The sequence below is a fragment of the Agromyces sp. Root81 genome, assembly GCF_001429165.1.
In the GTDB taxonomy this organism is placed as follows: Bacteria; Actinomycetota; Actinomycetes; order Actinomycetales; family Microbacteriaceae; genus Agromyces.
The window spans coordinates 67,428-80,585 of sequence record NZ_LMIR01000002.1 but is presented as its reverse complement, the minus strand read 5'-3'; the positions used below and the strand labels follow the sequence as shown (position 1 = coordinate 80,585).

At 66.4% G+C, this 13,158-nt stretch carries 13 protein-coding genes; 3 read left to right on the top strand and 10 right to left on the bottom strand.

Annotation, left to right across the window (positions count from 1 at the left end; all coding sequences use genetic code 11):
• Positions 1-18: 18 nt before the first annotated feature.
• The 8 genes from ASE14_RS05405 to ASE14_RS05370 are packed head-to-tail and all read right to left on the bottom strand — an operon-like array spanning position 19 to position 7,810.
• Positions 19-720, bottom strand: a complete 702-nt coding sequence (locus ASE14_RS05405; protein WP_056652001.1) for a cytidylyltransferase domain-containing protein — start codon at positions 718-720, stop codon at positions 19-21.
• Positions 717-1,631, bottom strand: coding sequence for a Gfo/Idh/MocA family protein (locus ASE14_RS05400; protein WP_056651998.1), 915 nt, complete (start codon positions 1,629-1,631; stop codon positions 717-719). Before ASE14_RS05400 ends, ASE14_RS05405 begins: the two co-directional genes overlap by 4 nt.
• Positions 1,628-2,692, bottom strand: a complete 1,065-nt coding sequence (locus ASE14_RS05395) for a nucleotidyltransferase family protein (protein ID WP_056651996.1) — start codon at positions 2,690-2,692, stop codon at positions 1,628-1,630. Before ASE14_RS05395 ends, ASE14_RS05400 begins: the two co-directional genes overlap by 4 nt.
• Positions 2,693-2,718: 26 nt before the next feature.
• Positions 2,719-3,372 carry an acetyltransferase gene (locus tag ASE14_RS05390; RefSeq protein WP_157372830.1) on the bottom strand — a complete coding sequence of 218 codons (654 nt, stop codon included), beginning with the start codon at positions 3,370-3,372 and terminating at the stop codon, positions 2,719-2,721.
• Positions 3,347-4,441: an N-acetylneuraminate synthase family protein gene (locus tag ASE14_RS05385; protein WP_056651990.1), complete on the bottom strand. Its 1,095-nt coding sequence runs from the start codon at positions 4,439-4,441 to the stop codon at positions 3,347-3,349. Before ASE14_RS05385 ends, ASE14_RS05390 begins: the two co-directional genes overlap by 26 nt.
• Positions 4,438-5,631, bottom strand: a complete 1,194-nt coding sequence (gene neuC, locus ASE14_RS05380) for a UDP-N-acetylglucosamine 2-epimerase (protein WP_056651987.1) — start codon at positions 5,629-5,631, stop codon at positions 4,438-4,440. The genes ASE14_RS05385 and neuC overlap by 4 nt, the downstream gene beginning before the upstream one ends.
• 9 nt (positions 5,632-5,640) lie before the next feature.
• The gene (locus ASE14_RS05375; protein WP_200953280.1) at positions 5,641-6,777 is read right to left on the bottom strand and encodes a LegC family aminotransferase; all 1,137 of its coding nucleotides are present in this window, start codon (positions 6,775-6,777) and stop codon (positions 5,641-5,643) included.
• Between the two features lie 37 nt (positions 6,778-6,814).
• Positions 6,815-7,810 carry a GDP-mannose 4,6-dehydratase gene (locus ASE14_RS05370; protein WP_056651982.1) on the bottom strand — a complete coding sequence of 332 codons (996 nt, stop codon included), beginning with the start codon at positions 7,808-7,810 and terminating at the stop codon, positions 6,815-6,817.
• A gap of 75 nt (positions 7,811-7,885) precedes the next feature.
• Between ASE14_RS05370 and ASE14_RS05365 the strand changes: the two genes are divergently transcribed.
• The 3 genes from ASE14_RS05365 to ASE14_RS20760 all read left to right on the top strand — a co-directional run bounded on the left by ASE14_RS05365 (position 7,886) and on the right by ASE14_RS20760 (position 10,927).
• A complete protein-coding gene (locus ASE14_RS05365; protein WP_157372829.1) occupies positions 7,886-8,569 on the top strand; it encodes a serine acetyltransferase in 684 nt (227 codons plus the stop codon).
• Between the two features lie 268 nt (positions 8,570-8,837).
• On the top strand, positions 8,838-10,430 hold the full coding sequence (locus ASE14_RS20765) for a hypothetical protein (protein ID WP_162257706.1): 1,593 nt from the start codon (positions 8,838-8,840) through the stop codon (positions 10,428-10,430).
• Positions 10,427-10,927 (top strand): GNAT family N-acetyltransferase, encoded by a 501-nt coding sequence (locus ASE14_RS20760; protein WP_162257705.1) that lies wholly within the window; start codon positions 10,427-10,429, stop codon positions 10,925-10,927. Before ASE14_RS20765 ends, ASE14_RS20760 begins: the two co-directional genes overlap by 4 nt.
• A 4-nt stretch (positions 10,928-10,931) precedes the next feature.
• Here ASE14_RS20760 and pseI read toward each other — a convergent pair whose 3' ends face one another.
• Positions 10,932-11,975, bottom strand: coding sequence for a pseudaminic acid synthase (gene pseI / locus ASE14_RS05350; RefSeq protein WP_056651971.1), 1,044 nt, complete (start codon positions 11,973-11,975; stop codon positions 10,932-10,934).
• Between the two features lie 52 nt (positions 11,976-12,027).
• Complete coding sequence (locus tag ASE14_RS05345; RefSeq protein ID WP_056651968.1) at positions 12,028-13,158, bottom strand: DegT/DnrJ/EryC1/StrS aminotransferase family protein; 1,131 nt, start codon at positions 13,156-13,158, stop codon at positions 12,028-12,030.

The following is a 13,158-nucleotide window of genomic DNA, read 5'->3' as shown; positions in this document are numbered from 1 at the left end:
CGTGTAGCGACCCATGTTTCAGTCCTTCCGTTGTTCCATCAGCCAGCGCACGAACTCGAAGTCGAGCTCGGTGTCGATGTCGTGCGAGCGGGACTCCGGCATCTCGAAGAGCCGGGTCGTCGGGAAGAAGACCACTGGGTCAGCGACGAGCGAGTCTCGTTTCCATGCATACACCGAGGCATTCATGTCGAACGTCCGCGGCACGTCCTGCCGGCGCAGAACGGGCTTGCCGGGGCGCTTGGAGACGGCGACCGTGCCCGAAACCGAGTCGAGCTCGACGAGGTTGAAGTACGGAGATCGGCGGGACTCGCTCCCGGTGATCACGGAGTCGGCCCCGGTCGTTTCGAGGAGCTCGACGGCCCCACGGATGTCGGCGATCGAGCGCAGCGGCGACGTCGCATCGAGATCGACGACCGTGTCGAAGCGCGTGTGGTGCCGCCGCTCGGTCTCGAGAAGCGCGTGCACGATCGCGGGAACCTTCCCCGCGGTGTCGTTCGCGAGCTCGAGCGGACGCACGACGATGTCGGTGGCCCCGTGATCGCCGGCCACGTCGAGTACCTCGGGAGCATCGCTCGTCACGACGATGCGGTCGAAGATGCCCGCTTCGGCGGCGTGCCGCACGGAATGCGCGAACAGCGGCAGTCCAGCGATCAGGCGCCAGTTCTTGCCGGGCACGCCCTTCGATCCCGCCCGCACGGTGATCGTGCAGATTCTATTCACGGTTGCACCCACTCCTTGACCCCTGCGCTGTGTTCGATTGCATCGATGAGTTGGTCGACCGCGACGGCATCGGCGACGGTCGCCACGTCTCGACCGTCCTCCGACAGCATGGCGACGTGCATGGCGCGGTAGGTCGCGTTGCGCTCCACATCGAATGCGATGGTGGCTTCGGCCGTCGTCAACGTGCCGGCGATGAGGTCTGCCTCGAACGTGCCGCGATCGGTGTTGGCGATGATGCGCCGTCGCGGTCGCGAGTCGAGGTAGTTCACTTGGAGTGTGACCACCGGGCAGCGCTCGTACTCGGCGACCATCCCCCACGCGTCGTCGGCGTCGACGGTGAGATCGGTCACGCGACCACCGCGCGCGAAGACTCCCGCGCAGGATCCGAGCATCCATCCGAGGGCATCGAGTTCGTGCGAGAGGTCGCGGAGAACCCCGCCTCCGCGGGCGCGGCTCGAGGAGTACTGTTCGTGGACCGGGCGATCGGGCCGCCACGAGGTGAGGTGCTGGCCTGCGTAGGATTCGATGGTCGCGACCTTCGCCGTCACCAGCTCGCGGCGGAGGGCGTCGAGTACCGGGTGGAATCGGAGGTTGAAGCCGACGCCGACGCGCTGGAATCGAGCGGGCCCGAACACGTCGGGGCGCACAGCGAGCGGCTTCTCGACCATGAGGGTTTCGGAGAAGCCCGTGGAGGCCAGCCGGGCGACCGCTCGTTCGTGCTCGGAGGTCTCGGTTGCGATCACGACGTACGAGGGGGCGAATTCCGCGACGGCGAGATCCACGGAGCCGAAGGACGGCTCCGGAAGGTCGGTGCGCGCGGTGACGAACGCGACCTCGATGCCGAGCTCCTGGAGCACGACGGCATGGCGAAGCCCGATCGATCCCGCCCCGATGACGAGGGCTCTCGTCACTGCGTCATCCACTTGTCCGAGTCGGTCCGCGCGCGGATGAGGTCTTCCGGGCGTCCGATGTCCAACCACGACTCGTGGATCGGGAACGCCGTGACATCACGCCCCTCGGCCATGAGCATGCCGAGCAGCGTCGGCATGTCGGCATACTCTCCCGGAGAGAGGCGGTCGAGGACCAGAGGCTCGAGCGCGTAGATGCCGGCGTTCACGAGTGATCGGTGCAGCGGCTTCTCAGCCATTGAAGCCACTTTGACGCCGTCGAGATTCACGACGCCGTACGGAATTTCGATCACGTGCTCGCGGACGCCGATGGTGCCCGCCGCGGAGTTCGCCTTGTGGAAGGAGAGCAGTTCGCGGAGATCGACATGGGTGAGCAGATCGGAGTTCATGACGAGGAACGGCTCGTGGAAGGCGCCGGCCAGGGCCGCGAGGGCCCCCGCCGTTCCGAGCGGCTTGTCTTCATGCAGATACTCGACTTTGAGGCCGAACTGACGGCCGTCGCCGACATGGTCGATGATGACGTCGGCGAGATAGTTCACCGAGATGTAGACGTTCACGAAGCCTTGCGCCGCGAGTCGTCGCAGGATGATCTCGAGCAGCGGCATCTCCCCGATGGGGAGCATCGGCTTCGGCACATCCTTCGTGAGCGGGTACAGCCGCTGCCCCCGGCCGCCCGCCATGAGCACGACTGGAGTCGAAACGGGCTTCGCGGCGTGCAGACCGCCTCGCGTGATCAGATCGAGAACCCTGCCATCGGGCCCGACGACCGGCACATGGTCGATACCGGGGACATCGAACTTCGAGAGCACGGACTCGGCGTCTTCGTCGGGGGAGGCGACGGTCGGCCGGTCGTTCATGATCTCGGTCACCGATGCGTCGATCGAGAGTCCGCGAAGAATGCCGCGACGGATGTCTCCATCGGTGACGATGCCGAGGAGGATGTCGTCGGCATCGACCACGAGTGCGATCTTGCGACGGTTCTCGCCGATCGCAGCGATGCAGTCCCGTACAGAGCTCTCGGCCCGGACGCGCAGACCAGCGATGTCGTTCAGTGTGTTCTCCAACCTTTCACACGGACAGGATCGCGGAGTCAGCGACTGACGGCCGGCACGCCGACTGCGGTGACGCCGCTCGAGACGTCTCGGATCACGACCGCTCCTGCCCCGATGGTGCACAGAGAGCCTACCGCCACACCTTGGATGAGGCGTGCGCCGAGTCCCACATGCGTCGACTCGCCTACCGTGGCCGATCCGCCGATGACGGCGCCGGGGGCGACATGTGTATGGGCGCCGAGTGTCGCGTGGTGCTCGATGATCGCGCCGGAGTTGACGATGCAGTCGTCGCCGACGACGGCATCGGAGTTCACGATCGAGCCCGCGAGGATCTGGGCGCCGTGACCGATCCGGGCGCTCGACCGCACCGTCGCGCTCGGATCCACGACCGTCGCGAATGAGAACCCGCGCGCCGTGGCCTCGACGAACACGCGACGCCGAGAGGTCGGGTCGCCGACCGATCCCAATCCGTTCACGAGGAGCACTTCGCCGGCTTCGAGCCCATCCAAGGCCTCGTCGCCGCCGAGGTGGTCGGTGTCGACGAGGAACGTCGATCGCTCGGGCGCGATGTAGCCGCCGAGCGACCGACCGGCCGCAGCGAGGGTCTCCTGCAGCACTCGTGCGTGCCCGCCACCTCCGAGCATGATGAGGCGTCGAGCGCCGTCGTCAACCGACATAGTCGCCTTCGGCAAGATCGGAGGATGCTCGTGTGCCGACCACCTGCCAGAAGTCGAAGGCGGTGCGACCCCCGGCCGGCCGCCGGCATTCGAGGTCGTCTTGCGTGATGAGCCCACCCTCGGCGATCGGTCGTGCTGCAACCAGGCTCCGCCGTACCGCGCTCCGGTTGGTGAGCTCCTCGGGCTGGCATTCCTTCACGGAGCTCCCGAGCGCGAGCTCGATCTCTCGAAGCCTTGCGACGAAATCGACGAGTTCCCCTGGGCCGAGGGATGCCGCGTGGTCGGGCCCTTCGAGCGTCGTGTCGAGTGTGAAGTGCTTCTCGATGACCGTCGCGCCGCGACTGACCGCGAGGATCGACGCGAGGTCGCCCAGCGAATGGTCGGAATAGCCGACGGGCAGGCCGAACGTCTCGGCGATCGTGTCGATCGCCCGGAGGTTCAGCGACGAGAGCGGCGCCGGATACTGGGTCGTGCAGTGCAAGACCGTGATACGTGCTGCGAGCGTCTGCCGGAGCGCTTCGTTCGACCACACGCGATCGAGCTCCGCGTCGGTCGGTGCGAGATCCGAGGGGACGACACGATCGTGGATCGCGTAGCCGAACGCGAGGAACTTCAGTGCGCGGCCGATCTCCTGCAGGTCCGCCATGCCCGTCGAAAGGATGGTCGGCAGCCCGGAGGCGCCGGCGCGCACGAGCATGGGAGCGAAGGTGAGGTCGCCCGACGCGATCTTCACGAGCGGGATCTCGAGCTCGTCGATGAGGAAAGCGAGTTCGTCGAGGTCGAATCCGGTCGAGAGGAACCCGATCGAGCGCGCACGACAACGGTCACGGATGGCGACGAACTCGTCGTGCGTGAGTTCGAGCCCTTTCAGCAGTTCCCATTGGTTGCGCTGACCGGTCGAGGTCGCCGCCTGATAGTCGGCGAGCGGAGCATCGTCTCGGGCGAGCTTGTCGGCGGTGAACGTCTGGAACTTGATGATGTCCGCGCCCGCCTCGGCGGCGACATCCACCATCTCGAGCGCCCGCGCGAGCGAGCCATTGTGGTTGACGCCGGCTTCGGCGATGATCAGCAGCTGGTCGGTCATGGTGTTTCGTCCTCCAAAAGGCCGTCGGGCATGGGGATGTCCCGGAAGCGCTTGCGCGGCGAGCGAGCGGCCGGGAAGGTGGCGAGTACCTCGAGTGAGCGCTCCGCGAAGCCGGCGCTGCCGAACACCGACTCGACCGCCTGGGCTCGTTCTCGGAACGGTCGGCTGAGCGCGGTCTGCAGCGCTTGATGGATGTCGTCGGTCGTGCTCTCGGGCGTGAGCACGCTCTCGGAGAGCGGTCGACCGAACTGGCGATCGCCGAGCAGGATCGACGGCGTGCCGAGGAGGGGCGCCTCGAGCACGGTGCTCGAGGAATTGCCGATGACGGCACCGCTCGCACGGACCGCGCTGAGGTATGCGAGCTGGCCGAAGGACTCGACGTAGTGCGCCCGATCGGCGTGCGCGGCGACGAACGCGAATATCTCCGACCGGATCTCGTCGCTGCCGATGTCGCTGTTCGTGCCGGTGATGACCAGACGGATGTCGGGTGTGCGTTCGATCGCCGTCAGGGCACGTCGCAGGATCTCGGAAGTCGGCGGCGCATCGAATGCGGCCGGATGCATCGTCATCACGACGGTTCGATCGTCGAACTCGACGTCGAATCGCTCGGAGAGCTGCGTCGGCGAGAGCATTTCGATCTGTGCGATGGCGTCGAGCACCGGTGCCCCGAGCAGGTGCACGCGATCGGGGGACTCGCCGAGCTGGATGACCCGTGCGCGGTGCTCTGGTGTGGTGACGAAATGAAGGTGCGAGAGCTTCGTGATCGCGTGCCGGAGGGAATCGTCCATTGCGCCTTCGGTCAGCTCACCGCCGTGCACGTGCGCCACTGGAATGCCGAGGACGGTGGCGGCCAGCGCCATCGCGAGGGCTTCGAGCCGGTCACCGAGCACGACAACGACCTCAGGATCCAGCCGACCGAGGACTTCCGCGTAGGCCTTCACCGCTGCTCCGGTGTCACCGGCAGCGGCGATCGGCTCGTCGTCGCCACTCCAGATGGGCACTCGCGCCGCAATGGGCAGTTCATCGAACTCGATCTCACTGGCCGTGGAGCCGTGCTCGCTGCTGAGATGGCTTCCTGAGACGATGAGCTGCAGCTCGGTTCTCGGATCCTCGGCCACCGCACGAGCCAGGAACTTGAGCAGGCCGTAGTCCGCACGGGTGCCGGTGAGAATCGCGATCGTTCGAGCCATCTGGCTGCCTCAGCTCGCGAGGCGAGGCGAACTCGGCAGACAGATGACGCTGTCGACGAGTGCACGGGCCGTGGAGAGGTCGCCGCATTCGCACTCGGCGTACATCTGCTGCTCGCTCAGCAGGTTCCACAGGGGGCGGCATTGCACGCCATCGTCGTTCGCCGCGCGCAGGAGACGGTCGCGATCCGCTCGATCATCGGTGTCGATTCGAACGGCGGCCAGCCAGTAGTTGCTCCGCGTGCCCTCGGGCTCATCGAGGAACGTGAACCCGTCCACGTCCGCGAACGCTGCACGATAGTTCGCTGCGAGTCGACGCTTCGCGTCGACGAATCCTTCGAGCTTGGTGAGTTGGGCGACGCCGAGGGCCGCGTTGATGTTCGGCATGCGATAGTTCCAAGCGACCGCGTCGTGTTCGAACTCCCACTCGTGGGGTACCTTCGCCGTGGTCGTGAGCGACTTCGCCAGCGCGCCGAGCGCATCATCATCGGTGAGGATGATGCCGCCGCCGCCAGTGGTGACGATCTTGTTGCCGTTGAAGCTCAGCACGCCGAGCCGGCCGAAGGTTCCGGTGTGGCGCTCTCCGACGAAGCTGCCGAGCGATTCGGCGGCGTCTTCGACGACGGGTACCCCGTAGCGAGCCGCGACGGCGCAGATGCCGACGATGTCGACGGGATGTCCGAGCGTGTGCATCGGAACGATCGCGGCGACCCGGCGCCCCGTACGCGGGTTCATGAGGCCGCCATCGGTCGGAGCCATCGTGGAGAGCATGTCGGCGAGCGCGCTCGTGCTCATGCCGAGGGTTGCGGCGTCGCTGTCGACGAACACGGGATGTGCGCCGGCATGGCTGACGGCATTCGCGGTGGCGATGAACGAGAGCGACGGCACGATGACCTCGTCGTCGCGCCGCACATCGGCGAGGACGAGCGCGACGTGGAGTGCGGAGGTGCCGTTGGAGACCGCGATCGCATGTCGTGCGCCTGTGTACTCTGCGATCTCGGCTTCGAAGCGGGTGACGAACGGGCCCACCGATGACACGAATGTCGACACGAGGCATTCGTCGACCAGGGCACGATCGATCTGCCCGATCTCGGGGGTGTGAAGTCCGACGAACTCATCGGTTCCGACGACGCCTCGCAGGGTCGCCACGAACCCGTCGGTGGATGCGGTGTCGCGCGACGACGTGTCAGACGACATAGTTGTCGGTGCGATAGCGGGCGAGGTTTGCAGGGTCAGAGAACCAATCGATCGTTCGTCCCAGACCTTCGCGGAATCCCTCGATCCCGAGCAGCTCGGGCTTCCAGCCGAGCAGATCCAGGGCCTTGCCATTGTTCGAGAACAGCCGCTCGACCTCGGAGTTCTCGGGCCTGACCCGCTTCGGGTCCTCGGTCGCCACCGCGTCACTGTCCATGAGCTCGGCGATGAGATCGAACGTCTGACCGATCGACACCTCGAATCCGGCGCCGAGGTTGATGACCTCTCCGACTCCCGCAGGGGAACTGAGGGCGGCGAGGAAGCCGCCGACCGTGTCGCTGACATAGGTGAAGTCACGGGTGGGGCTGAGCGCTCCGAGCTGGATGCTCTTCTTCCCTGCCGCGATCTGGCTGATGATCGTCGGGATCACCGCACGTGCGGACTGGCGAGGGCCGAAGGTGTTGAACGGGCGAATCGTGACGGTGGGCAGCTCAAACGAGGTGAAGAACGAGTTGACCATCTGGTCGGCGCCGATCTTCGTCGCCGAGTACGGCGACTGCCCCTGCAACGGATGGCCCTCATCCATCGGCACGTACCGGGCGGTGCCGTAGACCTCGCTGGTCGATGTGTGGATGAAACGCGACACGCCTGCGGTGCGCGCGGCGTTCAGGAGATTCAGCGTGCCCTGGATGTTCGTCTGCACGTACAGGTCGGGCGCGACATACGAGTAGGGGATCGCGATGAGCGCGGCCAGGTGGAGCACAGCGTCACAGCCCGCGACGGCCGACATCATGAGGGCTGGGTCACGGATGTCGCCCGGCACGACCTCGACCTGGGAGGTGATCTCGGAGGGTGCCGAATCGAGCCATCCCCACGAGTCGAGCGAGTTGTAGATGACGATCGCGCGCACGTCGTGTCCGTCTCGAACCAATGCTTCGACGAGATGTGATCCGATGAACCCGTCAGCTCCGGTTACCAAGACTCTCATGCGGTCGATTCTATAAGCACGCCGGCGGGCACCGGTCCGCGGCGTCAGGTGAGCGGTCGCGTGTAGCGTTGTCGCATGTCCGACCGACCGATGCTCACCCCGTCCCTCGATCAGCCTGAGATGACCGCATACCTCGAGCGGCTCCTCGCGAATCACCTGCCGGACGGACGCGGCATTGAGATCGACCTCGGAGCCGCGGTCGCGCAGGCCTACGACCGCGTCGAGCATTGCTTCGCCGGCATCCGTCGCAAGTACTACAACGTCGGCGGCTCGATCGCGTTCGACCACCTGAACGGCGACCACATGGCCGCGTTCCTGTACTTCGTGGCGAACTCGGCGTGGCAGGCGACCGGCGACACGAGCACGCCCACGAAGCTCTTCGGGCTGAACAAGATCATGCACGGCCTCGATCTGTTCTACTCGGTGCGGATGCCCGAGGTCTTCCTGCTCGTGCACCCGGTCGGTTCGGTCATCGGAAACGCCCGATACGGTGAGCACCTCGTCGTGTACCAGAACTGCACGGTCGGAGCGGATGCCGGAATCTACCCGACCTTCGGCGACGGAGTGATCCTCTACTCGGGAGTGAGTGTGCTGGGGCGGAGCGTGATCGGCGACGATGTCGTGTTCGCCGCGAGGTCGTTCATCGTGAACGCCGACGTTCCGTCGCACTCGGTCGTCGTCGGTCAGTACCCTTCCCACCGCACGCTCGAGAACACCCGCCCGGTGCGGCAACGAGTCTTCGAACCAGTCTCCGGCTGACTCGCAGCCGAGCGTCGGCAGACCGGGCCGCAGCGACGCGCCTTGTTAGGCTGGGCAAGTGAAAGTCTTGTTCTTCTCGCCGTTCTCAAACGTTTGGGAGCACTCGTTTCCCGAGGGGCTCGTCGCCGAGTCCTTCGCCGCGCGCGGCGTCCAAGTCGCGGCAGTGCGGTGCGACGGGATTCTGAAGGTCCACTGCGTTGCCATGTCGGCGGCGGGGGTCGGCATCGATTCGCCCCTCGCGACTCGGGAACAGGTCTGCCGAGCATGCGTGAAACGACGCGACTTCATCACCGAGCGGATGCAGATCCCCGCGATAGTCCTCGACGAGTGGGTCACCGACGCGGACCGCGACTATGTCGAATCGGTCGTCGCGTCCCTCCGCCCCGACACCTGGACCGAATTCGAGCTCGACGGCGTACCTCTCGGCCGGTACGCGGCCTATGAGCTCTGGTTGAACCTGAAGCTCGTCAGCACGGACCTCACTCCGGCGGTCTGGGCCCACTACGTCGGACAGTTGCGCAATACCCTCTACGCCTACTTGGGAGGCGCCAAGATCCTCGACGCCGAGCGGCCGGACGCGATCATCGTCTACAACGATCACTACTCGGTCAACCACGCGTTCTCCGCCGCTGCACGGGCCCGTGGCATCCGCAGTTACACGATTCACGGCGGCCACCACATCGTCAGGCGGGCCGAGACGCTCTCGATCCTCGCAAGCGGGCACACGATGGAGGACGTGTTCCGCTCGGAGGCGTGGAACGAGTACAGCCGGGCGCCGATCGGCAAGTCCGAGATCGATCTCGTGGCGTCGCACTTCGACGGGTTGCTAGAAGGCAGCAGCGCGTTCGCCTACTCGAGCGCGTTCGAGGGCACCGGGTCGCGTGAGCTCCGACACCGGCTCGGCATCGCCGACGGCGCGCGCGTGCTGCTCGCCGCGATGTCGAGCGAAGATGAGCTGATGGGTGTTCGGCTGATCGATGCGATCCCGACGAACCTGACGCAGACCTCGCTCTTCGCCGATCAGTTCGAATGGGTCGACTTCCTGTTCGAATACGCGCGGCGGCATCCCGATGTGCACCTGTTGCTCCGCCTGCATCCGAGGATGTTCCCGAACAAGCGCGAGAACGTGCTCTCGCCCGTCGCGAGTCAGATCATGGCCCGCCGCGACGACGCGCCGAAGAACATCACGTTCAACATGCCGTCGGACGGCTTGGCCCTGTACGACATCATGCAGATCGTCGATGTGCTCCTGAACTTCCGTTCGACGGTCGGTGCGGAGTTGTCTTCGTTCGGTATTCCCGTCGTCGTGCCGTCCAACGCGGACTTCTACACCTACCCGAGCACGCTGAACCGGGTCGGGCACACGACCGAGGAGTACGGCGCACAGATCGACGCCGCGCTTCGCGAGGGGTGGTCGCTCGAGAACGCGCGTCGCGCCTACCGTTGGTACGCGTTCCTGTTCAGCCGGTTCGCGGTCGACTTCTCCGACGCCGTCTCGTCTCGCCCGATCGCGGTGCGGCCGAAGAAGCCGGGCCTCCGGTTGCGGCTCTGGAACAAGTTCGTATTCCTCGTCCTTCAGCACGGCCCGCTGGTGCGAGAGCGGCTCGCGATTCGGAATCGGGGTTTGTCCGAATCGAGTCAAGAGGTGCTGCTGGACGTCGTGAAGGGTGGTCTCGACGCGGCCCCCGACTCGAAACTCTGGCCGCCCATCGACGTGACGCTCGAGGAGGAGAGTGCGCTGCTGCGCGAACGCCTGCTCGGGTTCGCCGAAGCCCGATGGTCCGCCGAGGCGGACCCGGACTCGCTCGCCGGTCGGATCAGGTCGCACCTCGCGGCGGATGCCTCAGTCGGAGGGCGGTGAGTTTGGCCGAGATCGAGTTCCGCCGTGCGAGGCTCTCCGATGCCGCAGCGGTGTTCGAATGGCGAAACGACTCGACCTCGCGTGCCGCGTCGGTCAGTACGGGTGAGATCTCCTGGGCCGGACACGTCGAGTGGTTCGAGTCGGCACTCGCCGATCCGCTGCGCGAGATCTACATCGCCGTCGAATCGGATTCGAGCGCCGTGGGCATGTGCCGGTTCGACGAGCGCACCGACGCCGCCGAGGTGAGCATCAACCTGGCGCCGTCGGTCCGCGGCAAGGGGATCGCCTCCGTCGTGCTGCGCGGCGCGATCGACGCCTATCGCGAGGATCACCCGGGAACCGGCCGGCTGACCGCAGTCATCCGGCCGTCGAACACCGCGAGCGTCAGGCTCTTCGAACGACTCGGGTTCACCAGGCTCGGCGGCGACGGCGAGTTCGATCGTTACTCCTGCGACCTCGCGGAGTCACCGCTGCGCGGGGCCTCGCCGAAAATCTGACCGCTCAGCTGGCGAACAGATCCCAGTTCAGGGGTGTGCCCATCGCCGCGTCGGTGTTGAACCGACGCCCGAGCACGCGATCGAGGTCGGCAGGGGGCAGTCCGCCGCCGGGACGGACCGAGCGCACGTTCTCATGGGAGACGACATCGCCCGCGCGCACGTCGGCCGTCACATACAGCGAGGGGCGGAGCCTGAGCGACTCGTTCTCGGCGCTGGTCGCCCAGACGTCGGAGGAGCCGAGCGCACGCGCCGCCGCATCCGTCTCGCGCACCAGCTGCGCGAGTTCCGCAGGCTCGAGCGAGAACGCGGAGTCGACGCCGCCGTCGGCGCGGGACAGCGTCACATGCTTCTCGATCAGTGTCGCGCCGAGCGCCGTGGCTGCGACGGCGACGCCGATACCGAGCGTGTGATCGGAGAGGCCGACCTTCGTGCCGAACAGATCGGCCATGGCGGGGATGCGGCGCAGATTCGCATCGTCGGGGACGGCCGGGTACGAGCTGGTGCACGCGAGCAGGGTGAGATCCGTGGCGCCGCCGCGACGAGCCGCCTCGACGGCGGCAGCGGCTTCGGCGATCGAGGCGGTGCCCACCGAGAGCACGAGAGGTTTGCCGGTGCGTGCGACCTGCTCGATGAGCGGCAGATCGACGATCTCGAGCGACGCGATCTTGTAGAGCGGAACGTCGAGTGACTCCAGGAAGTCGACGGAGGTCTCGTCGAACGGCGTGCTGAACGCGACGAGTCCGAGACTGTTCGCGAGGTCGAAGATCGGCGCGTGCCACTCCCAGGGCGTGTGAGCCTCTTGGTAGAGGTCGTACAGCGTGCGCGATCCCCACAAGGCGTGGCCATCGCTCACGCGGAAGGCCGGAGAGTCCACGTCGAGGGTGATCGTGTCGGCAGTGTACGTCTGGATCTTCACGGCATGCGCGCCGGCGTCGGCCACGGCGCGCACGATATCGAGCGCTCGCTCGAGCGATCCATTGTGGTTGCCCGAGATCTCGGCGACGATGAACGGCGCCCGGTTCGGGCGTTCGAAGGTGGGATTCGTCAACGTGAATGACTTTCTCTGATGGCCGGACCGCTCATTCGCCGGGCAGCTGGGGCTAGACGCGGAGGGCGCGCTGCAACTCCTCGATCACGCGATCCTGATCGTGCTCGGAGAGATCAGCGTACATCGGCAGCGAGATCTCCTCCTGATAGTAGGTCTCCGCGACAGGGCACATCCCGCGTCGATACCCGAGGTCTTCGAACACCGGGTGCCAGTACACGGGCAGGTAGTTCACCTGGACCAGCACGCCCGCGGCGCGCAACTCGGTGAAGATGCGCTTGCGTTCGGGCGCCGGCACGCGAATCGGATAGAGGTGCCACATCGGGTCGACGCCGGCACGGGTGGTGGGAAGCGTCAAGCCGTCGATGCCGCCGAGTTCGCGATTGTACCGAGCGTGGATCGCGGCGCGCTTCGCCTTGAATCGATCGAGTCGGGCGAGTTGGCTCTGGCCGAGGGCGCACAGCACATCGGGGAGGCGATAGTTCAGGCCGATCGAGTGGACCTCCTGGTGCCAGGGTCCTTCGTCGGGGTACCGGAGCAGCGCAGGGTCGCGCACCATCCCCTGCGAGCGGAACGTGCGGATGCGATCGAGCACCGCCGCATCCTTCGCGACGACCGCGCCGCCTTCGCCGCTCGTCATGTTCTTCGTCGGGAAGAACGAGAAGGTCGTGACGTCGGCGAGCGAGCCGACCGGGATTCCTTCGAACGTGGAGCCGATGGAGTGTGCGGCGTCTTCGAGCAGCACCGCGCCGGCGCCGTGGGCGACATCGCCGAGTGCGCGCGCATCGATGGGGTGCCCGGCGTAGTCGACCCCCGCGATCACCCGTGTTCGGGGCGTGAGGGCAGCGGCCGCGGCCGCGGGATCCAGCGTGCCGGTATCGGGAGTGATGTCGGCGAACACGATCCGTGCTCCCTGCGCCATCGCGGTGGCGGCGGTCGCGACGAACGTCAGCGGCGTCGTGATCACCTCGTCGCCGGGGCCGATGCCGATGCCGGCATACGCGCAGTGCAGCGCCGCGGTGCCGGACGAGACCGCGACGGCCCCGCTGGAACCGGCGACGCGTGCGATCTCCGACTCGAACTCGGCCACCCGCGGTCCGATGGTGAGCCAGTCACCGTGGAGCACGTCGACGACCGCGGCGATGTCATCGTCGTCGATGGACTGGCGTCCGTAGGGGATGCCCAT

Coding starts and splice junctions, on each gene's coding strand:
- ASE14_RS05385 (WP_056651990.1), bottom strand. CDS start 4,441: ATGACCGACCAGCTGCTGATCATCGCCGAAGCCGGCGTCAACCACAAT.
- neuC (WP_056651987.1), bottom strand. CDS start 5,631: ATGGCTCGAACGATCGCGATTCTCACCGGCACCCGTGCGGACTACGGC.
- ASE14_RS05370 (WP_056651982.1), bottom strand. CDS start 7,810: ATGAGAGTCTTGGTAACCGGAGCTGACGGGTTCATCGGATCACATCTC.
- ASE14_RS05365 (WP_157372829.1), top strand. CDS start 7,886: ATGTCCGACCGACCGATGCTCACCCCGTCCCTCGATCAGCCTGAGATG.
- ASE14_RS05345 (WP_056651968.1), bottom strand. CDS start 13,158: ATGGGCATCCCCTACGGACGCCAGTCCATCGACGACGATGACATCGCC.